This window comes from Burkholderia sp. E168m22, assembly GCF_001319805.1.
In the GTDB taxonomy this organism is placed as follows: domain Bacteria; phylum Pseudomonadota; class Gammaproteobacteria; order Burkholderiales; family Burkholderiaceae; genus Burkholderia; species Burkholderia orbicola.
The window spans coordinates 15,995-40,046 of record NZ_BBSK01000035.1 but is presented as its reverse complement, the minus strand read 5'-3'; the positions used below and the strand labels follow the sequence as shown (position 1 = coordinate 40,046).

18 protein-coding genes are annotated in these 24,052 nt (G+C 69.2%); 6 read left to right on the top strand and 12 right to left on the bottom strand.

All coding sequences use genetic code 11. The annotated features are described in order from the left end of the window. Nucleotides 1-17: 17 nt before the first annotated feature. The 3 genes from AP428_RS09735 to AP428_RS09725 all read right to left on the bottom strand — a co-directional run bounded on the left by AP428_RS09735 (nt 18) and on the right by AP428_RS09725 (nt 3,123). On the bottom strand, nt 18-701 hold the full coding sequence (locus tag AP428_RS09735; RefSeq protein ID WP_041489236.1) for an HAD family phosphatase: 684 nt from the start codon (nt 699-701) through the stop codon (nt 18-20). Nucleotides 702-797: 96 nt separating this feature from the next. Next, nucleotides 798-2,207 (bottom strand): argininosuccinate lyase, encoded by a 1,410-nt coding sequence (argH, locus tag AP428_RS09730; RefSeq protein WP_011545952.1) that lies wholly within the window; start codon nt 2,205-2,207, stop codon nt 798-800. Between the two features lie 106 nt (nt 2,208-2,313). Continuing rightward, nucleotides 2,314-3,123, bottom strand: coding sequence for a helix-turn-helix transcriptional regulator (locus AP428_RS09725; RefSeq protein WP_011545950.1), 810 nt, complete (start codon nt 3,121-3,123; stop codon nt 2,314-2,316). Between the two features lie 226 nt (nt 3,124-3,349). On the opposite strand from AP428_RS09725, the gene AP428_RS09720 reads away from it, so the two are divergent. Then, nucleotides 3,350-4,102, top strand: coding sequence for a class I SAM-dependent methyltransferase (locus tag AP428_RS09720; RefSeq protein WP_011545949.1), 753 nt, complete (start codon nt 3,350-3,352; stop codon nt 4,100-4,102). Between the two features lie 134 nt (nt 4,103-4,236). On the opposite strand, the gene ppc is transcribed toward AP428_RS09720, so the two are convergent. Next, entirely contained in the window at nt 4,237-7,266 is a 3,030-nt protein-coding gene (gene ppc / locus AP428_RS09715) for a phosphoenolpyruvate carboxylase (protein ID WP_027805226.1), read from the bottom strand. A gap of 208 nt (nt 7,267-7,474) precedes the next feature. Here ppc and hemC point away from each other — a divergent pair, with 208 nt between their 5' ends. The 3 genes from hemC to AP428_RS09700 are packed head-to-tail and all read left to right on the top strand — an operon-like array spanning nt 7,475 to nt 11,639. Then, nucleotides 7,475-8,479 carry a hydroxymethylbilane synthase gene (hemC, locus tag AP428_RS09710; RefSeq protein WP_011545947.1) on the top strand — a complete coding sequence of 335 codons (1,005 nt, stop codon included), beginning with the start codon at nt 7,475-7,477 and terminating at the stop codon, nt 8,477-8,479. Further along, nucleotides 8,479-10,449, top strand: coding sequence for a fused uroporphyrinogen-III synthase HemD/membrane protein HemX (gene hemDX / locus AP428_RS09705; RefSeq protein ID WP_054928040.1), 1,971 nt, complete (start codon nt 8,479-8,481; stop codon nt 10,447-10,449). Before hemC ends, hemDX begins: the two co-directional genes overlap by 1 nt. Before the next feature lie 2 nt (nt 10,450-10,451). Beyond that, nucleotides 10,452-11,639: a heme biosynthesis protein HemY gene (locus AP428_RS09700; RefSeq protein ID WP_011545945.1), complete on the top strand. Its 1,188-nt coding sequence runs from the start codon at nt 10,452-10,454 to the stop codon at nt 11,637-11,639. 98 nt (nt 11,640-11,737) lie between these two features. Here the strand turns inward: AP428_RS09700 and AP428_RS09695 are convergent, their stop codons facing one another. From AP428_RS09695 to AP428_RS09675, 5 genes are all read right to left on the bottom strand, one after another. After that, nucleotides 11,738-12,964, bottom strand: coding sequence for an alpha/beta fold hydrolase (locus AP428_RS09695; protein ID WP_011545944.1), 1,227 nt, complete (start codon nt 12,962-12,964; stop codon nt 11,738-11,740). After that, nucleotides 12,961-13,374 (bottom strand): helix-turn-helix domain-containing protein, encoded by a 414-nt coding sequence (locus AP428_RS09690; RefSeq protein WP_011545943.1) that lies wholly within the window; start codon nt 13,372-13,374, stop codon nt 12,961-12,963. Before AP428_RS09690 ends, AP428_RS09695 begins: the two co-directional genes overlap by 4 nt. Before the next feature lie 250 nt (nt 13,375-13,624). Then, a complete protein-coding gene (locus AP428_RS09685; RefSeq protein ID WP_006478124.1) occupies nt 13,625-14,929 on the bottom strand; it encodes an MFS transporter in 1,305 nt (434 codons plus the stop codon). Between the two features lie 195 nt (nt 14,930-15,124). Next, complete coding sequence (locus AP428_RS09680; RefSeq protein WP_011545942.1) at nt 15,125-15,883, bottom strand: SDR family oxidoreductase; 759 nt, start codon at nt 15,881-15,883, stop codon at nt 15,125-15,127. Between the two features lie 85 nt (nt 15,884-15,968). After that, nucleotides 15,969-17,408, bottom strand: coding sequence for an aldehyde dehydrogenase family protein (locus AP428_RS09675; protein WP_011545941.1), 1,440 nt, complete (start codon nt 17,406-17,408; stop codon nt 15,969-15,971). Between the two features lie 389 nt (nt 17,409-17,797). On the opposite strand from AP428_RS09675, the gene ppa reads away from it, so the two are divergent. Beyond that, the gene (gene ppa / locus AP428_RS09670; RefSeq protein ID WP_006489643.1) at nt 17,798-18,325 is read left to right on the top strand and encodes an inorganic diphosphatase; all 528 of its coding nucleotides are present in this window, start codon (nt 17,798-17,800) and stop codon (nt 18,323-18,325) included. Nucleotides 18,326-18,379: 54 nt separating this feature from the next. On the opposite strand, the gene AP428_RS09665 is transcribed toward ppa, so the two are convergent. Both AP428_RS09665 and AP428_RS09660 read right to left on the bottom strand, forming a co-directional pair. Continuing rightward, complete coding sequence (locus tag AP428_RS09665) at nt 18,380-19,267, bottom strand: GIY-YIG nuclease family protein (RefSeq protein ID WP_011545940.1); 888 nt, start codon at nt 19,265-19,267, stop codon at nt 18,380-18,382. A gap of 49 nt (nt 19,268-19,316) precedes the next feature. Beyond that, nucleotides 19,317-20,351 carry an AraC family transcriptional regulator gene (locus AP428_RS09660; protein ID WP_011694356.1) on the bottom strand — a complete coding sequence of 345 codons (1,035 nt, stop codon included), beginning with the start codon at nt 20,349-20,351 and terminating at the stop codon, nt 19,317-19,319. A 151-nt stretch (nt 20,352-20,502) separates the two neighbouring features. On the opposite strand from AP428_RS09660, the gene AP428_RS09655 reads away from it, so the two are divergent. Beyond that, entirely contained in the window at nt 20,503-22,758 is a 2,256-nt protein-coding gene (locus AP428_RS09655) for a glycoside hydrolase family 3 C-terminal domain-containing protein (protein ID WP_011545938.1), read from the top strand. 71 nt (nt 22,759-22,829) lie between these two features. On the opposite strand, the gene AP428_RS09650 is transcribed toward AP428_RS09655, so the two are convergent. Continuing rightward, nucleotides 22,830-24,008: a GNAT family N-acetyltransferase gene (locus AP428_RS09650; RefSeq protein ID WP_011545937.1), complete on the bottom strand. Its 1,179-nt coding sequence runs from the start codon at nt 24,006-24,008 to the stop codon at nt 22,830-22,832. Nucleotides 24,009-24,052: the final 44 nt, after the last annotated feature.

Genomic DNA, 24,052 nt, shown 5'->3' with positions numbered 1-24,052 from the left:
GTATTGCCTACGCGGGCCTACGCGGGCTGCGACGTGCCCTGCAGCCCGAACCACGACGGCACGAGCGCGACCGCATCGTCGAGCGACGCGAGCACGTGCAGGCTCAGCGCGACGATCTCGGGCGTCGGCGCCTTCAGGTCGGGCACGGTGACGACGGCAGCACCCGCGCTGGCGGCCGACTGCGCGCCGAAGTCGCTGTCCTCGAACGCGACGCACGCGTGGGCCGGCACGCCGAGACGCTCGGCCGCGAGCCGGTAGACGGCCGGGTCGGGCTTGCCGCGCGCGACTTCGTCGCCGCCCGCGATCGCACGGAAGAACGGCAGCACGCCGACCGCGCCGAGCCGCGCGCGGATCACGTCGCCCGCGGACGACGACGCGACCGCGCACGGAATGCCCGCCCGCGCGAGCGTTTCGAGCAGCTCGAGCGCGCCCGGCTTCAGCGGAAACTTCGGATGGGGTTCGGGGGCGGCGAGTTGCTCGCGCACGCGGATGCGCACCGCGTCGAACGTATCGGGGTCGCCGATCAACCGCGCCAGGATCACCTGGCCCTCGGCGAACGACCGGCCGACGATCTGCAGGTAATCGATCTCGGTCAGCACGACGCCGTGCGCATTCGACACGTCGATCCACGTGTTCATGATGGTCCGCTCGGAATCGACGAGCAGGCCGTCCATGTCGAAGAGCGCGGCGGAAAAGGTCATCGGGGGCATCCGTGAAGCGGGGAAAGCAGCGGGCGGCGCGAGGGCCGCCCGAATGAAAAACGGACGCCGAAGGCGTCCGTCCGGAACCGCAGGCCGTTACTTGGCCAGCGCGGCGCGGGCCGCCTTGACGGCCGCACGCACCTGATCGGGCGAGGTGCCGCCCGGATGGTTGCGGCTCGCGACCGACCCTTCGAGCGTCAGGTAGCCGAACACGTCGTCGCCGATCAGGTGCGCGACGTTCGGCAGTTCCTGCTTCATCTCGTCGAGCGTCAGGTCGGCGAGGTCGATGCCGCGGTCGTCGCAGATCTTCACCGCGTGCGCGACGGCTTCGTGCGCGTCGCGGAACGGCAGGCCGCGCTTGACCAGGTAGTCGGCGAGGTCGGTGGCGGTCGAGAAGCCCTGCAGCGCGGCCGCGCGCATCGCGTCCGGCTTCACGGTGATGCCGGCGACCATCTCGGCGAAGATCCGCAGCGTGTCGGCGACGGTGTCGACCGTGTCGAACAGCGGTTCCTTGTCTTCCTGGTTGTCCTTGTTGTACGCGAGCGGCTGGCCCTTCATCAGCGTGAGGAGCGCCATCAGGTGGCCGTTCACGCGGCCGGTCTTGCCGCGCGCGAGCTCGGGCACGTCCGGGTTCTTCTTCTGCGGCATGATCGAGCTGCCGGTGCAGAAGCGGTCGGCGATGTCGATGAAGCCGACGCGCGGGCTCATCCACAGCACGAGTTCTTCGGAGAAGCGCGACACGTGCGTCATCACGAGCGCGGACGCCGCCGTGAATTCGATCGCGAAGTCGCGATCGGACACCGCGTCGAGCGAGTTCGCGCAGATGCCGTCGAAGCCGAGCGTCTTCGCGACCGCGTGACGGTCGATCGGGTAGCTCGTGCCCGCGAGCGCGGCCGCGCCGAGCGGCAGGCGGTTCACGCGGGTGCGGCAGTCGCGCATGCGTTCGGCGTCGCGCGTGAACATCTCGACGTACGCGAGCAGGTGGTGGCCGAACGTGACCGGCTGCGCGACCTGCAGGTGCGTGAAGCCGGGCATGATCGTATCGGCGTTCTGTTCCGCGAGGTCGATCAGCGCGCCGCGCAGGTCGTTCAGCAGGCCGCCGATGCGGTCGATCTCGCCGCGCAGCCACAGGCGGATGTCGGTCGCGACCTGGTCGTTGCGCGAGCGGCCCGTGTGCAGGCGCTTGCCGGCATCGCCGATCAGCGCGGTCAGGCGCGCCTCGATGTTCAGGTGGACGTCTTCCAGGTCGAGCTGCCATTCGAATTCGCCGCGCTCGATCTCGCCCTTGATCTGCGCCATCCCGCGTTCGATCGCGGCGAGGTCGTCGGCGTTGATGATCTTCTGCGCGGCGAGCATGTTCGCGTGCGCGAGCGAGCCGGCGATGTCGACGAGCGCGAGGCGCTTGTCGAAAAACACCGACGACGTGTAGCGCTTGACCAGCTCCGACATCGGTTCCGAGAAGCGGGCCGACCAGGCCTCGCCCTTTTTGTGCAGTTGGGACGTCATGGCGATTCTTCGAAGGGGAGTTGGGCGGCCGTGAGCCGCCGAGGGAATCCCGCGATTCTAACATTCGCGGGCCGGCCGACCGCCGCCGGCGCGGGGGCCGGCGCGCTCAGTCGCGCACCAGCACGACGAGCTTCAGGTCCTCGCGGTGCGTGGGCTTCAGCGTGATCTGCTGGTACACCAGACGGCCATCGGCCGGATGGTCGAATTCGCGCAGGCCGCCTTCGCGCTCGAACACGTCCTGCGACGCCCAGTACTGTGCGAACGCGTCGCTGCCGGTGGTCAGCGCGTCGATCAGCGCGCGCGTCGGCGCGTCGGTCAGGTGGCGGATCGCATCGGCGCGGAATTCGGCCGCGAGCCGCCGCGCGCGGGTGTCCCAGTCGACGATCAGCGTGCGTGCGGCCGGCGACATGAACGTGAAGCGCAGCAGGTTGCGGTCGTGCTCGTCGTCGAGCCAGCCGGAAAAGAGCGCGGCGGCCGGCGCGTTCCACGCGAGCGCGTTCCATTGGCGATCGAGCACGTAGGCTGGCGTCGCGATGGCCGCGACGGTGGCGGCGAGCGTCGGCGGCAGGTCGCCGCCCGCGACGTCGGGCTCGGCCGGGTCGCGCTGCGCGGCCAGCTCGAACAGGTACGCGCGCTCGGCCTTCGACAGCTGTAGCGCGACGGCGATCCGGGCGAGCGCGTCGGCGGAGGCCGACACGGGCCGGCCCTGTTCGATCCACGTGTACCAGGTCGGGCTCACGCCGCACAGTTGCGCGACTTCCTCGCGCCGCAGCCCCGGCGTGCGGCGGCGCGGGCCGGGCGGCAGGCCGACCGCCTGCGGCGACAGCCGCTCGCGGTGGGCGCGGATGAATTCGCCGAGCGCGCGGGCGGGCGTGGCGTCGAGCGGCGGGACGGGGGCGGAGGACGGCTGGTTCATGCGGAAACGGCGAAGTGGAAGCGAAAACGCGGCAACGATCGAACGATCAGACAGGTGGATCGAATACCAGAATAACTACTTAACTTGTACTGGTACAAGCGCAGGCCTATTGTAGCGGCTCGCGCGCTGGCAGGGCAGCGGGCGTCCCACACAATGCGATGCACGGGGCCGGATCGCGCGCTGAAGCGCCGGGATCGGCCGACTGCATCAAGGAAAGGAGCGAACGATGAAACACCACGACCAGGTCGCCGACGCATTCGGCACGACGGCCGCCGCCTATCTGACGAGCACGGTTCATGCGACGGGCGCCGACCTGCAGACGCTCGCCGACGCGGTGAGCGCGACGCCCGACGCCGCGGTGCTCGACCTCGGTTGCGGCGCCGGCCACGCGAGCTTCGCGGTCGCTCCGCACGTGCGCGACGTGGTCGCGTACGATCTCGCCGCGCCGATGCTCGCGACCGTCGAAGCGGCCGCGCGCGAACGCGGGCTCGCGAACGTCCGCACGCAGCAGGGGCCGGCCGAGCGGCTGCCGTTCGACACCGCGACGTTCGACTGGGTCGTGAGCCGGATGAGCGCGCACCACTGGCACGACATGCGCGCGGCGCTCGCCGAGGTGCGCCGCGTGCTGAAGCCGGGCGGCCGTGTGCTGATGATCGACATCGCCGGCAACGACCATCCGCTGCTCGATACGTACCTGCAGGCCGCGGAAGTGCTGCGCGACGCGTCGCACGTGCGCGACTACCGCGCGGACGAATGGCTCGCGATGTTCCGCGCAGCCGGTTTCGACGCGCAGGTGCACAGCCGCTGGCGGCTGCCGATCGATTTCGATACGTGGGTCGAGCGGATTCGCACGCCGGCCGACAGCGTCGCCGGCATCCGCGCGCTGTGGGCGCATGCGCCCGACGAGGTGCGCACCTATTACGCGGTGCAGCCCGACGGTTCGTTCGAGCACGATGCGTTGCTGATCGACGCGCACTGAGCGTGCGGCGCGCGCCGCGCCGCTTTGCCGTTGCGCCATTTCGTCGCCGCATGAAAAAAGCCGCGATACGCATGAACGCGTATCGCGACTTTCGTGATTCCGGCTGGCGCCGAACACACCCGGCGCCCGCGGAATCAGCCGGTGTTGCGCAGGCCGGCAGCGATCCCGTTGATCGTCAGGTGAATCCCGCGGCGCAGCCGCGCGTTCGTGTCGCCCGCGCGGTGACGCTTGATCAGCTCGACCTGCAGGTGATTGAGCGGATCGAGATACGGGAAGCGGTTCTTGATCGAGCGCGCGAGCAGCGGGTTGGTCGCGAGGCGGCCTTCCTGCCCGGTGATTTCCGCGAGCGCCCGCGACGTGCGCTCCCATTCCGCGACGATCCGCTCGAACACGTGCTTGCGCAGCTTGCGGTCGGACACGAGCTGCGCATAGCGCGACGCGACCGCGAGATCGGTCTTCGCGAGCACCATGTCCATGTTCGACAGCAGGTTCGCGAAGAACGGCCAGGTCTTGTTCATCTTCTTCAGCAACGTGACGCGCTTCGCGCGCTCGGCGTCGTCCTGCGCGCCGTCGAGATACGCGCTGACCGCGCTGCCGAAGCCGTACCAGCCGGTCAGCAGCAGCCGGCACTGGCCCCACGAGAAGCCCCACGGAATCGCGCGCAGATCCTCGATCTTGCGCTGCTTCGGGTCCTGCAGCTTGCGCGACGCCGGGCGGCTGCCGATGTTCAGCTCGGCGATCTCGGTGATCGGCGTCGACGAGAAGAAGTAGTCGGTGAAGCCCGGGGTTTCATAGACGAGCGCGCGGTACGCGGCCATCGCGGAATCGGACAGCGTCTGCATCGCGGCCTCGAACGCGGGCAACTGCGCCGGTGCGTTCGATTGCGGCAGCAGCGACGCCTCGAGCGTCGCGGCGACGACCGTCTCGAGGTTGCGCCGGCCGATCGACGGGTTCGAGAACTTGCTCGCGATCACCTCGCCCTGTTCGGTCAGGCGGATCTGGCCGTTCACGGTGCCCGGCGGCTGCGACAGGATCGCCTGGTAGGTCGGGCCGCCCCCGCGGCCGACCGTGCCGCCGCGGCCGTGGAACAGCCGCAGCGTGATCTTGCGCTCGCGGAACAGGTCGACGAGCGCGAGTTCCGCGCGATACAGCTCCCAGTTCGACGTGAGGAAGCCGCCGTCCTTGTTGCTGTCCGAGTAGCCGAGCATCACTTCCTGCTCGGCGCCCTGGTGCGCGATCAATGCGTCGATGCCCGGCAGCGCGAAGTAGTCGCGCATGATGCGCGACGCGTCGCGCAGGTCGGGGATCGTCTCGAACAGCGGGATCACCATCAGGCTGTTCTTCGCATGGCTGCCCGGCACGCCGAGCGTGCCTTCGAGCAGGCCCGTCTCCTTCTGCAGCAGCAATACCTCGACGAGGTCGCTGACGGTTTCCGTGTGCGAAATGATGTAGTTGCGCACCGCACGCGCGCCGAATTGCGCGCGGACCTCGCGCGCCTTCTCGAACACGCCGAGCTCGCTCTGCGCGAGCGCCGAGTATTCGAGGTACGGCGAGCGCAGCGGGCGCGGATCGGCGAGCGCGGCGAGCAGCACGCGCAGCTTGTCTTCCTCGGCGAGCGCCGCATAGTCGGCCTCGACGCCCGCGCGCGCGAACAGCTCGGCGACCACCGCTTCATGGATGTCGGAACTCTGGCGCAGGTCGATGCTCGCCAGATGGAAGCCGAACACTTCCGCCGCGCGCACGAGCGGCGCGAGACGCGGCGCGGCGAGCGACGCGCCGTGGTGTTCGTCGAGCGACGCGGTCAGCACCTTCAGATCGGCGACGAACGCTTCGGAATCCTCGTACGGAATCGCCCGCACGGGCGGCGCGCCGCGGCCCGCGCTGCGCACCGGCACCGTGCCTTCGCCGAGACGCACGCGCGCGCTTGCGGCGAGCCGCGTGTAGATGCCGATCAGCGCGCGGCGATACGGTTCGTCGACGCGGTGCGGCGACTGGTCGGGCGACGCGGCCGCGAGCGCCTTCACCGCGTCGTTCGCGCCGACCAGCAGGTTCGACACCGACAACTCGGCGCCTAGCTTGTGCACCTGTTCCAGATAGTGTTCGAGGATCACCGCGGCCTGGCGGTTGATCGCCTCGTCGAGCGTCGCCGCGGTCACGTTCGGGTTGCCGTCGCGGTCGCCGCCGATCCAGCTGCCCATCTGGAAGAACGCGGGCACGCGCGCGGACAGGCCGTGCTCCGCGAGCGCGGCCTCGATGTCCCCGTACAGCGCGGGCAACTCGTCGAGGAACGTCGCGCGGTAGTACGACAGCGCGTTCTCGATCTCGTCGCCCACCGTCAGGCGTGCGTCGCGCAGCATGCGCGTCTGCCACAGCGCGGTCACGCGCGCGCGCAGCATCGTTTCGTTGTACTGGCGCTCGCGCGCGGTCAGTTCCTGGTCGCGCTCGGCGAGCAGGCGCGCGATGTCGTGCTGCGCGTCGAGGATGCTCTTGCGCTGCACTTCGGTCGGGTGCGCGGTCAGCACCGGCACGATCAGCGCATCGTCGAAGAAGCGTTGCAGCAGGCGCTTCGACGCGTTGCCGGTGGTTTTCAGCTGGTCGAGCGCGTACGCGACCGTGCCGGGCTGCGGCGCGGAGCCGGCCAGCGCGTGGATGCGGCGGCGGCGGTTGTGGTGACGGTCTTCCGCGATGTTCGCGAGGTGCGAGAAATAGCTGAACGCGCGCACGACGCTCACCGTCTGCTCCGGCGTCAGCTTGCGCAGCTTCTTCTCGAGCGTCTGCGCGGCTTCGCTGTCGTCCTCGCGACGGAACTTCACCGCGGTCTGGCGGATCGTCTCGACCACGTCGAACACGGTATCGCCTTCCTGTTCGCGCACGACGTCGCCGAGCAGGCGGCCGAGGAAGCGGATGTCCTCGAACAGCGGGCCGTCCTTGTCGTCGCGCGTGCGGGTGCCGGCCTTCGGCGCGACGGCATTGCGGGCGGCGGGGCTCGTGGCTTTCGTCGTGCGTTTTGTCTGACGTATCGGGTCTTTCGGTTTCGTTGCCGTGGGTTTCGTTGCCGTTTTCGCACGGCCGTTCGCGGCGGTGGCGACGGTGTCCGTCGAGGCATCGGGGGAGGGCAAGGCAGCATTGCGGCGCGCCGTACGCGCCGATCCGGAAGACTTCACGATGGGTTTCCTTGGGAAAGCTCGAGTCAAAAGGAACTGCGGAAACTGCGGGAACTGCGGTCAAGCAACCAGCTACGTGCGGCACATCCGCACAACGGCGCCGCGACCCGCGCGGAAGCAGGCCGGGCGCAGGCTCCGGGCCCGGGCGGGCCGGGGCGTGCGTGCTACCATTGTTCGATCTTCAATCCCGTCCTTCGATGTTCCAGCAATGAATTCCGAGACCCCCGCGGCCGGGCCGCAGCAGGCACAGCCGCCCGCGACGTTGACGATTGCTTCGCGCGAGAGCCGCCTGGCGATGTGGCAAGCCGAACATGTGCGTGATGCGCTGCGCAAATTATATCCAGCTTGTGACGTGAAAATCCTCGGGATGACGACGCGCGGCGATCAGATTCTCGATCGCACGCTGTCGAAGGTCGGCGGCAAGGGCCTGTTCGTGAAGGAACTGGAAGCCGCGCTGGCCGACGGCCGCGCCGATCTCGCCGTGCATTCGCTGAAGGACGTGCCGATGGCGCTGCCCGACGGCTTCTCGCTCGCCGCGATCATGGAACGCGAAGACCCGCGCGATGCCTTCGTGTCGAACGACTACGCGTCGCTCGACGCGCTGCCGGCCGGCGCGGTCGTCGGCACATCGAGCCTGCGTCGCGAGGCGATGCTGCGGTCGCGTTATCCGCATCTCGAGGTCCTGCCGCTGCGCGGCAACCTCGACACGCGGCTCGCGAAGCTCGACCGCGGCGACTACGCGGCGATCATCCTCGCGGCCGCCGGCCTGAAACGCCTCGGCCTCGAAGCGCGGATTCGTGCGCTGCTCGACGTCGAGGCCAGCCCGCCCGCGGCGGGCCAGGGCGCGCTCGGCATCGAGATCGCCGCGCACCGCGACGACGTCGCCGCGTGGCTCGCGCCGCTGCACGACCCGCAGACCGCGCTCGCGGTCGAGGCCGAGCGGATGGTGTCGCGCGCGCTCGGCGGCAGTTGCGAGGTGCCGCTCGCCGCGCACGCGGTGTGGCGCGCGGGCGAGCTGTACCTGACGGGACGCGTGTCGACCACCGACGGCAAGCGCGTGCTGACGGCCGAGGAATGCGGCGCGGTCGTGACCGTCGCCGATGCGCTCGCGCTCGGCCGCGCGGTGTCCGACGAACTCGAGGCGCAAGGCGCGCTCGACATCGTCCAGGCGCTGCTCGCGAGCTCGCAGGCCGCGGGCAAGGGCGACGCCTGATGGCGGGCGGCGCGCGCGCGTTCACCGCTGTCCTGACGCGTCCGGACGGGCAGTCCGACGCGCTTGCGGCGCAACTGGCCGATGCCGGCTGCGACGTGCTCGAATTCCCGCTGATCGATATCGCGCCGGTCGACGATCCGGCGCCGCTCGACGCCGCGTTCGCGGCGCTGGCCGACTACGCGCTGGTGATCTTCGTGTCGCCGAACGCGATCGACCGCGCGCTCGCGCGGTACGACGCGATCTGGCCGAATGCGCTGCCGGTCGGCGTGGTCGGGCCCGGCAGCGTCGCGGCGCTCGAGCGCCACGGCATCGCGGCGCCCGCGCATCGCGTGATCGCGCCGCAGGCGCCGGCCGACGGCGGCGTGCCCCATTACGATTCGGAAAGCCTGTTCGCGAGCATCGAAGTCGCGTTCGGCGGCGCGCAGGCGCTCGCGGGCAAGCGCGTGCTGATCGTGCGCGGCGACGGCGGGCGCGAATGGCTCGCCGAGCGCCTGCGCGAGGCCGGCGCGGATGTCACGCTCGTGGCCGCGTACCGGCGCGTCGTGCCGGAGCCGCGCGTCGGCGCATGGGAGCGCGTGCACGCGTTGCTCGACGGCCAGCCGCATGGGTGGCTCGTCACGAGCTCGGAAGGCGTGCGCAACCTGCACGAGCTTGCGCGGGCCCATCTGAACGAGGCCGAGATCGATGCGCTCAAGCATGCGCCGCTCGTCACGCCGCACCCGCGGATCGAGCAGACCGCGCGGGCATTGGGTTTTGATAGGATTACGCTGACCGGCGCGGGCGATGAGCGCATCGTCCGCGCGTTTCGAACGATGGCCGACGAGGCCGTCCAACCGGCGACAGCCGTACCGGTGACTAAACGCATGACAGATACCAACGATTCCAAAAGCGTCGCTTCCCAGCCGGCCCCTGCATCCGCACCGCCGTCCAGCCCCCCTTATCTCGCGCCCGAGCCGCGTGCGCGCCGCGGCGGCAGCGCGGTGCTGTGGTTCGTCGTCGTCGTGCTCGGCTGCGCGGCGGGTGTCGGCGGCTACGCGCTGAACCGCAAGATCGACCGGCTCGACGGCACCTTCGTCGCGCGCCAGAAGGCGCTCGACGCGCAAGCGGCCGAAACGCGGCTGAAGACCGAGCAGGCGCTCGCCAGCACGCACCAGGTCGACACGCAGCTCGCGCAGCTCGACGGCAAGCTTGCCGATGCGCAGAGCGCGCAGCAGGCGCTGCAGCAGCAATACCAGGACCTGTCGCGCAACCGCGACGCGTGGATGCTCGAGGAGGTCGACCAGATGCTGTCGAGCGCGAGCCAGCAGCTTCAACTGACCGGCAACACGCAACTCGCGCTGATCGCGCTGCAGAACGCCGACGCGCGTCTCGCGACGTCGCAGAGCGCGCAGGCCGTCACGGTGCGCAAGGCGCTCGCGCTGGACATCGAGAAGCTGAAGGCTGCGCCCACCGCCGATCTCACCGGCCTCGCGATCAAGCTCGACGACGCGATCGCCAGGATCGACGCGCTGCCGCTGTCCGGCGAGGCGATCGTGCCGCACGCGGCGCCGAAGGCCGCGCCGGCCGACACCGCGTCGTCGGTCGCCGCCGGCGAGCCGCGCTGGAAGGTGTGGTGGCACGACTTCTCGGCCGGCCTCGGCCAGCAACTGAAGGGCCTCGTGCAGGTGCGCCGGATCGACAACGCGGACGCGATGCTCGCGTCGCCCGACCAGGGCTACTTCGTGCGCGAGAACGTGAAGCTGCGCCTGCTGACCGCACGGCTGTCGCTGCTGGCGCGCAACGACAGCGCGATGAAGGCCGACCTGCACGCCGCACAGGCGTCGCTCGGGAAGTATTTCGATCAGGCGTCGAAGGACACGCAGACCGTCGAGGATCTGCTCAAGCAGGTTGACGGCGCATCGCTGACGGTCGCGGTGCCGAACCTGAACACGAGCCTGAACGCCGTTCAGCAGTTCAAGAGCCGGGGGTAACGATGACGCTTCGAGGAATCGTCTGGCTCGCGGTCCTGTTCGCGATCGCCGCGGCGCTCGCCACCGTCGGCCGTTTCGACGCGGGGCAGGTGCTGCTCGTCTATCCGCCGTACCGGATCGACGTGTCGCTGAACCTGTTCGTGATCGCCATCGTCGTGCTGTTCATCGTCGTGTACGCGCTGCTGCGCATCGTGCGCAACATCTGGCGCATGCCGCAGCGGGTCGCCGCGTATCGAGCGCGTTCGCGCAACGAGAAGGCGCAGGCGTCGCTGCGCGATGCGATCGCGAACCTGTACGCGGGCCGCTTCTCGCGTGCGGAGAAGGCCGCGCGCGAAGCGCTGACCGTCGACGCGAACCTGGGCGCCGCGAGTCTCGTCGGGGCCACGGCCGCGCACCGGATGCACGAGTACACGCGCCGCGACGACTGGCTGTCGAAGGTCGACGCGCCCGAATGGCAGGATGCACGGCTGCTCGCCGCGGCCGACATGCGCGCGGACGCCCGCGACGCCGACGGCGCGCTCGCCGCGCTGGCCGACATGCAGGCCGGCGGCAAGCGCATTCATGCGCAGCAGGTCGCGTTGCGTGCCCAGCAGCAACTGAAGAACTGGGCCGAAGTGCTGAAGCTCGCGAAGGCGCTCGAAAAGCGCGAGGCGCTGCATCCGGCCGCGGCCGTGCGGCTGCGCCAGCAGGCAGCGGAAAACCTGCTGCGCGAACGCCGGCACGATCCGGACGCGCTGCTCGAAGTGTGGCAGTCGCTGTCGCCGGTCGAGCGCCAGTCGCCGCGTCTGGCCGATCTCGCGGCCGAGCTGCTGGTGCCGCTCGAGCGCCGCAACGAAGCGCGCCGCATCGTCGAGGACGCGCTCGCGCACAACTGGGATGCACGCCTGCTGCGCCGTTATCCGGACACGGCCGGCGCCGATGCGCTGCCGCTGATCCAGAAGGCCGAAGGCTGGAAGAAGGATCATCCGGAAGATGCCGACCTGCTGTTCGCGCTCGGCCGCCTCTGCCAGCAGCAGCAGCTGTGGGGCAAGGCCCAGTCGTTCCTCGAATCGGCGCTGAAGCTGGCCGACAACGAGGCGCTGAAGGTGCGGGCGCATCGTGCGCTCGCCCGCCTGTTCGAGCACCTCGGCGAAACCGACAAGGCCGCGAAGCACTACCGCGAAAGCGCGCTGGCGATTACCGTCGTGTGACGCTGCGCGGCAGCTGCGCTGCGTACAAAGCCCCGAACGCCGATCGGCCTTCGGGGCTTTTTTTCGCCTGTGGCGAGGCAGGGGCGGCCCGCAGCGCGTTACGCGCCGAGCCTGCGCAGCAGGTCGTCCTCGCTCGCGACGAACCAGACCGATTTTCCGCGATTGCACTCGCGAACGAGCGCGCGCAGCGCTTCGCTGCGCGCGAGCCGGCGGTCGATGTCGCCGACCACGCCGAGCCGGACGCCGTAGTTGGTCAGCTTTTGCAGCACGGCGCCGGCCAGCCCGCTGTCGAGCCGGTAGAAGTCGTCGTGCAGCGTGTCCGCCGCGACCGCGATCCAGTCGGCTTCATGCTCGTGCGCGAGCGCGACGAGATCGAGCGCGTCGCTTTCCCGTTGCACGAGGCCGGCGGAAGGATCGCGGACCAGCACGCGGCTGCCGGCGGCCTGAACGATTCGATGGGGCATGTCGAGCGTGTCCGTCGATGAGAGAAAAGTGCGCACGGTGTCGCGCTGCCCGCGGATGAAGTGAGGCTGCTCGGGAAGAAGCCGCACCTGCGCGTGCGGCACGAGGCGCGTCAGGCGATCCTGCGTGTCGCGGGAATCGAGCATCACGTCGCGGCCTCCGACGATCGCCAGCACGGGCATCGACAACGTGCGGAGCATGGTGTCGTCGAATACCGGAATCGGCTCGATGCGCGGCCGGAAGCCGCGGTCGACGGCGCGCATCAGGGCGAGCGCGTCCCGTTCGGCCGGCGTCGATGCGGGTGGCAGGCGACCCAGCACGCGCCGCCGCACGCATGCGCGCCCGGCATCGCCGAGCAGCAACAGCGGCAGCGCCCACCACAGAAACGGCTTCTGCCTGCCGATGCCGGACGGGCAGAGCAGCGCGAGCCGGGTGACGCGCGGCGGCCGCCGCAACGCAAAGTCGAGCGCCGTTCGCGCGCCGAGCGAGATGCCGACGAACGCGGCGCGCGACACCTGCAGGCCGTCGAGCACGTCGTCGAGCCACTGCGCATGGGCGTCGCCCGCGAGCGGCGGGCGTGACGGCGCGCTCGGTCCCGCTTCGCCGATCACGTCGATCGCGTAGAGCCGGAAGTGCGTCGCCCAGTCGGTCGCGTGATGCTGCCAGCTTGCCGCCGTCGTCTGTGCGCCGTGGATCAGCACGACCGGCGGCGCGTGTTCGGGACCGCAGGCGATGACGTGCGTCGCGCCATGACGCGTTTGCACGGTGACGCGCCGATGCCCGGCCGGCCAGTGCGACAGCGCGGCCGCGTACGCGGCGCGAATCGCGCGGGCATGGCGGGATGACTTGAAGATTGCGCTCATGTCCCGCTTTGCTGCAGCAGCATGTCGAGCGACGACATCAGCGCGGCCGTGTCGGCCGGTGTCGCGGTCACGATGATCTTGACCATGCTCGAGGCGGGATCGAACGTGACGTCGATTCGCACGGGGTCGACGTACGATGTGCGGCCGGACGCCAACGCGTGCAGCGACCGCGACAGGTACTGGTGCAGCGACTGCGACGCATCGGGAATGTCGACGATGCTGGTGACGCGCACCGCACGCGGCGCGGGCGAGGCCGGCTCCGTCCGGGCGAACGCGGCGAGGTCGGCCTCGAGGATGCGGTAGGCACGGCCGACCCGCGTCGCGCGCAGCTTGCCGTCGCGAATGAACCGCAGGACGGTCTTCGGATGGACGCGCAAGCGGGCGGCAGTGTCTTCGACGGTGTGGAACATGAGCTATCGACGATTCCTTAATTATCTTTATTGTTCCATATATAAAGGAGCATAAGGGAATAATTTGGGTGATAAAGGGGCTGCCGTCGGATGGGCGAGACACTCGGCCGATCCGGGTTGTGCCCGTCCGGAATTGAAAACGCCCCGGCGACCGGCCATGCCGGACGTCGGGGCGTATCGGGGAGAAACGGGCCGGGAATCGGCCGGCGTGTTCGATCGATCCGGGCGCGCCTTTACGCGCCGCGCGTCGTCACTTGTCGACGAGCCGCTTCGGCACCGACAGCGCCAGTAGCCCGCCGAGCACGAGGAACCCGGCCAGCATGTACATGCCCGCATCGTTGGTGCCCGTCACCTGCTTGAGCCAGCCCATCAGGTACGGGCTCAGGAAGCCGGCGAGGTTGCCGATCGAGTTGATCATCGCGATGCCGGCGGCGGCGGCCGTGCCGCCGAGGAACGCGGTCGGCAGGCTCCAGAACAGCGGCAGCGTCGTCAGGATGCCGATCGTCGCGAGCGTGAGGCCGAGCATCGCGAGCGCCGTCTGGTGCGCCCAGATCACCGACAGCACGAGGCCGACCGCGCCGATCGCGGCCGGAATCGCGAGGTGCCAGCGGCGTTCGCGGCGCTTGTCCGCGCTGCGCGCGATCAGGATCATCGCGACCACCGCGGCCGCATACGGAATCGCCGACAGCAGGCCGATCATGAACGTGTCGGTCACGCCGGTCGCCTTGATGATCGTCGGCAGCCAGAAGCCGACGCCGTAGAGCCCCATCACGAACGAGAAATAGATCAGCGCCATCAGCCAGACGCGCGGGCTCGACATCACGGCGCCGAGCGGCAGGTCCTCCTTGGTGGCTTCCTCCGCGTCGACGTTGCGGGCGAGCAGCGCCTTTTCTTCGTCGGTCAGCCACGTCGCCTTCGCGATCCGCTCGTCGAGGGTGAAGAACACGAGCACGCCGGCGAGCACCGACGGAATGCCTTCGAGCAGGAACAGCCATTGCCAGCCGTGCCAGCCGCTCACGCCGTCGAACGCCTTCAGGATGAAGCCCGAGATCGGCCCGCCGATCACGCCGGACAGCGCGACGGCCGTCATGAAGAACGTCGTCATCCGGCCGCGCCGGTGCGCGGGATACCAGTAGGTGAGGTAGAGGATCACGCCGGGGAAGAAGCCCGCTTCGGCGACGCCGAGCAGGAAGCGCATCACGTAGAACATCGCGGGCGTCGTGACGAACATCGTCAGGATCGAGATCACGCCCCATGTCGCCATGATGCGGGCGATCCACACGCGGGCGCCCACCCGGTGCAGGATGATGTTGCTCGGCACCTCGAACAGGAAATAGCCGAAGAAGAAGATCCCGGCGCCGAGCCCGTACACGGTATCGCTCAGGTTCAGGTCGCTCGCCATCTGCAGCTTCGCGAACCCGACGTTCACGCGGTCGAGATACGCGACCACGTAGCACAGCAGGAGGAGCGGCACGAGCCGCCACGACACCTTGCGGTAGGTTGCTTCCTCGAATGCGCCGGACGAGCCCGGCAGCGACTGCGTCGATGTTGCCATGTTGTCTCCTGTCGATCCAGGTTAGCGCTTTAGCGGTTACCTGAGTCCCATGCTTTGCGGTCGATCGAGGTCGGCGCTTGGGCGGCTACCTCGATCCGATGCACCGCTGTCGTTGTAGTGGGCCGGAGCAGGCGTGGTGGTGCCCGATCCGGTTTCGTGCGAAGCAAGACGGGCCGATCGTGCGGCCCGGTACGACTAGATGCAGCGCCCGCCGTCGACTTCGAGGCAGACGCCGGTGATGAATTCGGCTTCGTCGGATGCAAGATAAAGCGCGGCGTTCGCGATGTCCTGCGGCGTCGAGAAGCGGCCGAGCGGGATCGTCGCGAGGAAGCGGCGGCGATTGTCCGGGGTGTCCTCGCAGCCCATGAACTCGGTCATCAGCGCGGTTTCGCCGAGCACCGGGTTGATGCAGTTCACGCGGATACGGTCGGCGCCGAGCTCGGCCGCGAGCGACTTGCTGGCGGTGATCATCGCGCCCTTCGTGCTGTTGTACCAGACGAGGCCCGGGCGCGGGCGCACGCCGGCCGTCGATGCGACGTTCACGAACACGCCGCCGCCCTGTGCGCGGAAGTACGGCACGAAAGTCTGCACGCACCAGAACAGGCTCTTCATGTTGACCGCGTACACGCGGTCGAATTCGGCTTCCGTCACGTCGAGCACGGGCTTGTTGCGGTGCGTGGTGCCCGCGTTGTTCACGACGATCTGCACCGCATGGAAATCCTCGAGCGCGGCCTGCAGCAGCGCGCGCCAGTCGTCCTCTTTCGACACGTCGCCGGCCACCGCGATCGCCTTGCCGCCCGCGAGCGCGATCTCGCTCGCGACGCGCTCGGCCGCCGCGCCGTTCAGGTCGTTGACGACGACGTTCGCGCCTTCGCGCGCATAGGTCTTCGCGATGCCTTCGCCGAACCCCGAGCCGCCGCCCGTGACGATGGCCGTCTTGCCGCTCAACCGCATGGTGTGTCTCCTGTGCTGGTGACGAGGATCGTCGCGTGTCGACGGGCTGCCGGCCGCTGCCGGCTGCCTGTCGCGTGCCGTGCGCTCAGCCGTGCCGGATCGCGATCGTCTTCAGCGCGGTGAAACCGTACAGGGCCTCGAAGCCTTTCTCGCGGCCGTGGCCCGAATGGCCGACGCCGCCGAACGGCAGTTCGACGCCGCCGCCCGCGCCATAGTTGTTGATGAATACCTGGCCCGCGCGCAGGCGCCGCGCGAGCCGCATCTGGCGCGCACCGTCGCGGGTCCAGATGCCTGCGACGAGGCCGTACGGCGTGCCGTTCGCGAGCGCGACGGCTTCGTCCTCGTCGACGAAACGCATGGCCGCGAGCACGGGGCCGAATACTTCCTCCTGCGCGAGCCGATGCGACGGCGGCACGTCGCGCAACAGCGCGGGTGCCTGGTAGAAGCCGCTTTCGGGCGCGTCGGCGACCACCTGCCCGTGCGCGGCCATCGGAATGCCGTCGTGCTGCGCATCGGACAGGAAATCCCACACGCGTTGCTGCTGCTTCGCGTTGATCAGCGGGCCGCAGTCGAGATCGGCGCGGCTCGGGCCGACGCGCAGCCCGTTGAACGCGGTGGCGAGGCGCTCGACGAGCGGCTCGTACACCGCGCGCTCGATCAGCACGCGGCTGCCGGCCGAGCAGGTCTGCCCGCCGTTCTGCACGATGGCGGCTACGAGCACGGGCAGCGCGGCGTCGAGATCGGCATCGGCGAACACGATTTGCGGCGACTTGCCGCCGAGTTCGAGCGTGACGGGCACGTGGTTCTCGGCCGCCATCTGCGTGACCAGCTTGCCGGTGGCCGGCGAACCCGTAAACGAGATGTGGTCGATGCCCGGATGGCGCGCGAGCGCGGCACCCGCTTCATGGCCGTAGCCGGTGACGACGTTGAGCGCACCGGCCGGCAGCCCGACCTCGGCGGCCAGCTCGGCGACGCGCAGCACGGACAGGCACGCATCCTCGGCCGGCTTGACCACGCACGCGTTGCCGGCCGCGAGCGCCGCGCCGACGCTGCGCCCGAAGATCTGCATCGGGTAGTTCCACGGCACGATATGGCCGGTGACGCCGTGCGGCTCGCGCACCGTCAGCACCGTGTAGCCGGCCTGGTAGGGGAGGGTTTCGCCGTGCAGCTTGTCGGCGGCGCCCGCGTAGAACTCGAAGTAGCGCGCGAGCGCGGCGGCATCGGCGCGCGCCTGCTTCAGCGGCTTGCCGGTGTCGCGCGCCTCGATCGTGGCGAGCTCCTCGATCGAATCCGCCACGCGCGCCGACAGCCGCATCAGCACGCGGCCTCGTTCGGCGGCGCTGGCGGCGCCCCAAGGGCCCGCGAACGCGTCGCGGGCCGCGGCGACCGCGCGTTCGATGTCGGGCGCGGTGCCGCGCGCGATCGTCGCGAACGGCTGGCCGTCGGACGGATCGACGACCGCGATGGTTTCCAGTTGCGCGGGCAACGTCCATTCGCCCGCGATGAAATGCTTCGCCTCTTCCATGCCTCCTCCTGTCGACCCAAGTTAGCGCTTTAGCGCTTACTTGGGTCCCATGCAACGCGAGTCGACCCAAATTAGCGCTTTAGCGCTTACTTGGGTCCCATGCAAAGCGGTCGACCCAAGTTAGCGCTTTAGTGGTTACTTGGGTCCCATGCATAGCGGTCGACCCAAGTGAGCGCTTCAGCGCTTGCCCGGGCTCCATGCTTTGTGGTCGACGTGCAACAGGCCGCCGCTTCGACGGCCCGACATCCGGAACGATTATCGCGCCGATCGTCATCAGGACGCCACCGGTCGATTGGCTATAATGGCGCATTCCTTTTGGGGAATGCCCGCGGCGGTGCATCGGCCGCGGCGCCCTGTCCCGAATTCCCATCGACCTACAGAGAGTGCTCATGAGCTTCAATCATGTTCCGGCCGGCAAGGACCTGCCGCAAGATTTCAACGTGATCATCGAGATTCCCGCGCAAAGCGATCCGGTGAAGTACGAGGCGGACAAGGAACTGGGCCTTCTCGTCGTCGACCGCTTCATCGGCACGGGCATGCGCTACCCGGTGAACTACGGCTACATCCCGCAGACGCTGTCGGGCGACGGCGATCCGGTCGACGTGCTGGTGATCACGCCGTTCCCGCTGCTGGCCGGCTCGATCGTGCGTTCGCGCGTGCTCGGCATGCTGCAGATGACCGACGAGTCAGGCGTCGACGCGAAGCTGGTCGCGGTGCCGCACGACAAGATCTGCCCGATGACGGCCAACCTGAAGACGATCGACGACGTGCCCGAGTACCTGAAGGATCAGATCAAGCACTTCTTCGAGCAATACAAGGCGCTCGAGAAGGGCAAGTGGGTGAAGGTCGAAGGCTGGGCCGGCATCGAAGCCGCGCACAAGGAAATCACCGACGGCGCCGCGAACTACAAGAAGTAAGCGGCGTGCCGGCCGACGGCCGGTTCGTACGGAACGCAAACCGCGCGTGTCTCCTCAGGAGGCCGCGCGGTTTTGTTTTGCGCGTGCGGTTTTCGGGCGAGCGGACGGGGAGACGGGCGCGGGCGGGACAGCCGGCGCTTTCTTCGCGCGTTTCGTTCTGGGCGGGGCAACGGACGGAGCGATCGCGGCGGCGGCTTTCTTGGCCGCTGGACGGCGCCGGGCCGGTGCGGAAGCGGCCGCTTCGCGTACGCTCGCGCCGGGTTTGCCGGCAGTGGTCGGCGCCTTCCTTTTTGACGGCGTGGAAGAGTGCGAGCCGGTTTTCTTTACCGGTGCGCTACGCGACGTGGTCTTTTTTGCGGCAGCATTGCCGTCGGCTTTTGCACGTTGCGCGTCCGGTGCAGCTTGATTTGATTTCGTCGACTTCGACTTCGACTTCGACTTCGACTTCGACTTCGACTTCGACTTCGACGCTGGGGTGCCCTCTGTGGGCTTCGCCGTCTTCGCGGCCGTTGCGGCCCCGACAACTTTCCCGGCCTTCACCTTTTTCCCGGCAACCTGTTCCGTTGCAGCCGCCGTCGCCGCATCGTCGACGATTTCCGCCTTCTCCTTCTTCCGCCCGCGCGCCGTGGCCTTCGTCCCGGCCGTGTCGCCGGCCTCGTCGAGCGCGACCACCACCGGCAACACCGATTCCAGCGTGCGCAACCCAGCCGCCAGCTCGCGCTTTTTCGCGGGCGTGAGCCGCTTCACCCAGTATTCGGCGCGCGACGCGCTCGACCGGTCGGGCAGCGCAAACGACGCGAGCACCGCGCGCGGCTTGCGCGAGCGCGTGTAGCGCGCGCCCTTGCCGGACGCGTGTTCGTCGAAGCGCGCGGCGACATCGGTCGTGATGCCCGTGTAGACGCTGTCGTCGGCGCATTCGATCAGATACAGAAACCAGGACATGGCGGGGCGGCGGGATGCGAAGCCGCCAGTGTCTCAGAAAAAACGGGCGTCAACGCCACCGGTCGCCGTGCCCGTCGCGAAAGCGGCTCGGCGCCGCGCCGAGTTCGCGCGTGAAGAAGCGCGTGAACGCGCTCGTCGAACGGAAGCCGACGCGCACGCCGATCTCGCCGATCGGCAACTGCGTGTTGAGCAGCAGGTCGCGCGCCTCGCCGAGCCGCGCCTGCGCGACGAGCGCATGGAACCCGACCGCTTCGCGATGCAGCCGCCGGCGCAGCGTCCAGCGCGACATCGCGAAGCGCGTGCACACGTGCTGCATCAGCGTATCGGTCGGCACGTCGACGTCGTCGGACGTGCGCAGCCAGTCGCGCACGCATTGCTCGACCGACGAGCCGAACGTCGAGCGGGCGCGCACGCGTTCGCGCGCGGCGTCGGCCGCATGACGCTGGATACCGGCGAGCGGCGCGTTGTAGCGCTCGAACGGCGTGTCGACGTGCGCGGAGCGCAGCACGATGCGGTTGTGCGCGGCATCGAACGATACCGGCGCCCCGAGCATGTCGCGCAGCGCGGCAACGGGCGCAAACGCGCGGCCGACGAATTCGGCATCGTCGATGCGCACGTGCGGGTCGTACAGGCGCGCGAGCGCCGCGAGAATCGCGAGGTTCGCGAACGCGCTGCCCGCGTGCCGGCCGTCTCCTTCGTTCACGTACTCGAGCGCGATCGCGTCGTCGTTCTCGTGTGCGAAGACCCAGTCGACGTTGCCGATCAGCTCGCGATAGCGCAGGTAGCCGTGCAGCGCGTCGCGCAGTGTCGCCGCGTTGCAGGTGATGCCGGCGAGTTCGGGAAACGGCACGAGCCACGGCACGACCTCCGGCGGCGGGCGATGCCACGACAGCGGCCAGCCGCTCGTCTGCTGCATGGCGGCCACATGCCGGTCGCCCGCGATGCGGCGCGTGTCGTCGGCGAGCTCGGCCGGCCCGATGCCGAGCGTCTCGTAAAGCGGTGCGGGATCGATGCCGTTCGCACGCGCGTCTTCGCACAGCCAGCGGTAGATCCGGACGGATACCGATTTCTGTTGCAACTCCATGTCTGTCTCCCTGTCGTCATGCCGTTCGGGTTTGTCCCCGCTGCGAGAGGTCAACGCATGCTCCTGCCGGTCAAGCGTGGTGACCGGTTGATTTTTAGACTCGGACGCTGGAGTGAGGCGACAAGTACAACAGAACGATTCTGGAGGATCAATGAAAACTTCGCTGTTCCGGTGTTCGACGATTGCGTCCGCGTGCGCGCTCACGGTGCTGCTCGCATCGTGCGGCGGCGACGACATTCATGCCCCGACCGCGCCGGCCGACCCCGACGCGGCAGCCGACCAGCGCGCGGCCGCGCTCGTCGCGCAACTGACGACCGACGAGAAGCTGCAGCTCGTGCATGGCACCGGCATGCCGGCGCTCAGCCTGGGCGGCCCGTTCCCGGCCGACGCGCTGAACGGCGCGAGCTACATCCCGGGCGTGCCGCGGCTCGGCATTCCGGCCGTCAGCAGCGCCGATTCGGCGGGCGGCGTGAACGTGAAGAATGCGCGCGTGACCGCGCTGCCCGCGCCGGTCGCGCTCGCGGCGACATGGGACCCGGCGCTCGCGGGCGCCTACGGCACGCGCATCGCGCTCGAATTGCGCGCGCTCGGCTTCGCGGAAGGGCTCGGCGGCGGCGTGAACCTCGCGCGCGAGCCGCGCAACGGCCGCACCTTCGAATACATGGGCGAGGACCCGGTGCTCGCGGGCACGCTGAGCGCCGCGCGCACGCAGGCCACGCAGGCGCGGAAGGTGATTGCGACGATCAAGCATTTCGCGTTCAACGACCAGGAAACCAACCGGATGACGGTCGATTCGGTCGTCGACGAGCGGACCATGCGCGAGGCCGAACTGCTCGCGTTCGAGATCGGCGTGAAGGACGGCCAGCCGGGCAACGTGATGTGCGCGTACAACAAGCTGAACGGCGTGTATGCGTGCGAGAACCCGTATTTGCTGACGACGGTGCTGAAGAACGAGTGGGGCTTCAAGGGCGTCGTGCAGTCGGACTGGGGCGCGACGCATTCGACGGTCGCCGCCGTGCAGGCCGGGCTCGACGAGGAACAGCCGGGCGCGGCCGACGACGGCAACGCGCCGCTCGGCTCGTACTTCAATTCGAAGCTGCGCGCGGCGCTGCAGGCCGGCAGCGTGTCGGCCGCGCGGCTGAACGACATGGTGCAGCGCAAGCTGCGCACGCTGATCCGCATCGGCGTGATGGACGCGCCGCCGAAGCCGGGCGGCGCGATCGACGAAGCCGCCGGCAATGCCGATGCGCTCGCGATCGCACGGCAAGCGGCGGTGCTGCTGAAGAACGCGGCCGCACCCGGCGACACGCAGCCGGTGCTGCCGCTGGCTGCCGGCACGCTCAAGTCGGTCGTCGTGATCGGCGGGCATGCGGACGCGGGCGTGCTGTCGGGTGGCGGCTCGGGCGCGGTGCCGGCGATCGACGGCAATGCGGTGACGTCCTGCCAGCAGCCGGCCGACATGCTGTTCGGCGGGTGCGCGACCTGGTACAAGTCCGCGCCGCTCGCGGCGATCCGCGCGAAGGCGCCGAATGCGTCGGTCAGCTATCTCGACGGGACCGACGCGAACGCCGCGGCTACCGCGGCCGCGCAGGCCGATGTCGCGATCGTGTTCGCCACGCAGTGGCAGACGGAAGGGCTCGACCTTGCGAGCCTGTCGCTGCCCGATGCGAAGGCGGACCCGTACAACCAGCAATATGACCAGAACGCGCTGATCGCCGCGGTCGCCGCGAAGGCGAAGCGCGTGATCGTCGTGCTCGAGAACGGCAGCCCGGTGCTGATGCCGTGGCTCGCGAACGTGCATGGCGTGCTGGACGTGTGGTATCCGGGCGCACAGGGTGGCCAGGCGATCGCCGACCTGCTGTTCGGCGACGCGAACCCGTCGGGCCGGCTGCCGCTGACGTTCCCGAAGCAGGAGGCCGACCTGCCGCAGCCGACGATCGATCCGTCGAATCTGCGGAACGTCTATGCGGAAGGGCTCGCGTACGGCTATCGCTGGTTCGACGCGAAGGCGATCGAGCCGCTGTTCCCGTTCGGCTACGGGTTGTCGTACACGACGTATGCGTTGTCGGCGATGTCCGCGCAGGCCGACGCAGCGGGCAACGTGACGGTCGGCGTGACGGTGACGAATACGGGCTCGCGCGCCGGTACGCACACGGTGCAGATCTACGCCGCGTTGCCCGCGTCGCTCGGCGAGCCGCCGAAGCGGCTCGTCGGCTGGACCAAGGTCGCGCTCCAGCCGGGCGAGGCGCGCACGGTCAGCGTCGCGGTGCCGGCACAGCGCTTCGCGGTGTGGGATGCGAGCGCGCACGCATGGCGGATCGGCGCCGGCAGCTACGGGCTGTCGGCGGCCGCGTCGTCGCGCGATCCGCAGGCGCTGTCGCAGACGGTGACGCTCGCCGCGCACTGACCCGGCGACGATCGTGCGACATGCGGCGAGGCCACGCCTGGCTTCGCCGCATGCCGGTGCGCCGGATCGCGCTAGCCGGCGCTGCGCCGGAACGGATCGTGTTCGCGCAGTTCGTCGACATACGCGTGGATATGCTCGGTCTCGCGTTCGAGAAAGCGCGCGACCGCATCGGAAAACGCCGGATGCGCGAGCCAGTGCGCGGAGTGCGTGACGGTCGGCAGGAACCCGCGCGCGAGCTTGTGCTCGCCCTGCGCGCCGCCCTCGAAGGTGTCGAGCCCGGCCTCGATGCAGAACTCGAGCAACTGGTAGTAGGCCGTTTCGAAATGCAGGCAGGGCACGTGCTCGATCGCGCCCCAGTAGCGGCCGTACAGCGTGCCGCCGCCGTGTTCGCCGCGCCGGTACACGGCGAGCGCGCTCGCGACCGGTTTCCCGTCGGCTTCCGCGATCACGAGCAGCAGGTTCTCGGGCATCGTCGCGCCGATCGTGCGGAAGAAGTCGAGGTTCAGGTACGGGCTCGAATAGTGCTCGCGGTACGTTTGCCGATAGCAGCGCGAGAAAAAGCGCCAGTCGGCGTCGGTGATCTGGTCGCCGGTGAGCCGCCGGAACGTCACACCCGCGTCGTGCACCTTGCGCCGCTCCGCGCGGATGTTCTTGCGCTTCTTCTGCTCGAGCGTGCCGAGGAAATCGTCGAAGTGGCGGTAGCCGTCGTTGAGCCAGTGAAACTGCACGCCTTCGCGCAGCATCATCCCCATCGATTCGAGCAGCCGCGCTTCGTCGCCGGTCGGGAACAGCACGTGCAGCGACGACACGTCGCTCTGCTCGGCGAACGCGAGCAGCGTGGCCGCGAGCCGGCGGCGCGCGTCGTCGTCGGCCGCGAGCAGGCGCGTGCCCTGCACCGGCGTGAACGGCACAGCGCACAGCAGCTTCGGGTAATAGGGCAGGTTGTTGCGCTGGTATGCGTCGGCCCACGCCCAGTCGAACACGTATTCGCCGTACGAATGCTGTTTCGCATAGACGGGCGTGGCGGCCGCGAGGCGGCCGGTGTTCGCGTCGGTCAGCGTGACGAAGTGCGGCGACCAGCCGGTGTCGTCCACCGCGCAGCGCGCGACGTGCAGCGCGTCGAGAAATTCGTGGCGCAGGAACGGCGTGGGCTGCGCGTCGCGCGCGAGCAGCGCGTTCCATTCGTCGGCCGGCACTTCGGCGGGGGACGACAGGATGCCCGTGCGATAATCGATGCGTTCGTGTTTCAAGCGTGAATCCGTACCGTTGGATGTTGCCGGATGCGGGCCGCCGT

What these genes read in the sequence shown, in the direction of transcription:
- AP428_RS09690 (WP_011545943.1), bottom strand. Translation starts at nt 13,374, where the DNA reads ATGTTCCACACCGTCGAAGACACTGCCGCCCGCTTGCGCGTCCATCCG.
- AP428_RS09695 (WP_011545944.1), bottom strand. Translation starts at nt 12,964, where the DNA reads ATGAGCGCAATCTTCAAGTCATCCCGCCATGCCCGCGCGATTCGCGCC.
- AP428_RS09680 (WP_011545942.1), bottom strand. Translation starts at nt 15,883, where the DNA reads ATGCGGTTGAGCGGCAAGACGGCCATCGTCACGGGCGGCGGCTCGGGG.
- AP428_RS09725 (WP_011545950.1), bottom strand. Translation starts at nt 3,123, where the DNA reads ATGAACCAGCCGTCCTCCGCCCCCGTCCCGCCGCTCGACGCCACGCCC.
- AP428_RS09735 (WP_041489236.1), bottom strand. Translation starts at nt 701, where the DNA reads ATGACCTTTTCCGCCGCGCTCTTCGACATGGACGGCCTGCTCGTCGAT.
- AP428_RS09685 (WP_006478124.1), bottom strand. Translation starts at nt 14,929, where the DNA reads ATGGCAACATCGACGCAGTCGCTGCCGGGCTCGTCCGGCGCATTCGAG.
- AP428_RS09655 (WP_011545938.1), top strand. Translation starts at nt 20,503, where the DNA reads ATGAAAACTTCGCTGTTCCGGTGTTCGACGATTGCGTCCGCGTGCGCG.
- AP428_RS09720 (WP_011545949.1), top strand. Translation starts at nt 3,350, where the DNA reads ATGAAACACCACGACCAGGTCGCCGACGCATTCGGCACGACGGCCGCC.
- AP428_RS09665 (WP_011545940.1), bottom strand. Translation starts at nt 19,267, where the DNA reads ATGTCCTGGTTTCTGTATCTGATCGAATGCGCCGACGACAGCGTCTAC.
- hemDX (WP_054928040.1), top strand. Translation starts at nt 8,479, where the DNA reads ATGGCGGGCGGCGCGCGCGCGTTCACCGCTGTCCTGACGCGTCCGGAC.
- argH (WP_011545952.1), bottom strand. Translation starts at nt 2,207, where the DNA reads ATGACGTCCCAACTGCACAAAAAGGGCGAGGCCTGGTCGGCCCGCTTC.
- AP428_RS09700 (WP_011545945.1), top strand. Translation starts at nt 10,452, where the DNA reads ATGACGCTTCGAGGAATCGTCTGGCTCGCGGTCCTGTTCGCGATCGCC.
- AP428_RS09660 (WP_011694356.1), bottom strand. Translation starts at nt 20,351, where the DNA reads ATGGAGTTGCAACAGAAATCGGTATCCGTCCGGATCTACCGCTGGCTG.
- ppa (WP_006489643.1), top strand. Translation starts at nt 17,798, where the DNA reads ATGAGCTTCAATCATGTTCCGGCCGGCAAGGACCTGCCGCAAGATTTC.
- AP428_RS09675 (WP_011545941.1), bottom strand. Translation starts at nt 17,408, where the DNA reads ATGGAAGAGGCGAAGCATTTCATCGCGGGCGAATGGACGTTGCCCGCG.
- hemC (WP_011545947.1), top strand. Translation starts at nt 7,475, where the DNA reads ATGAATTCCGAGACCCCCGCGGCCGGGCCGCAGCAGGCACAGCCGCCC.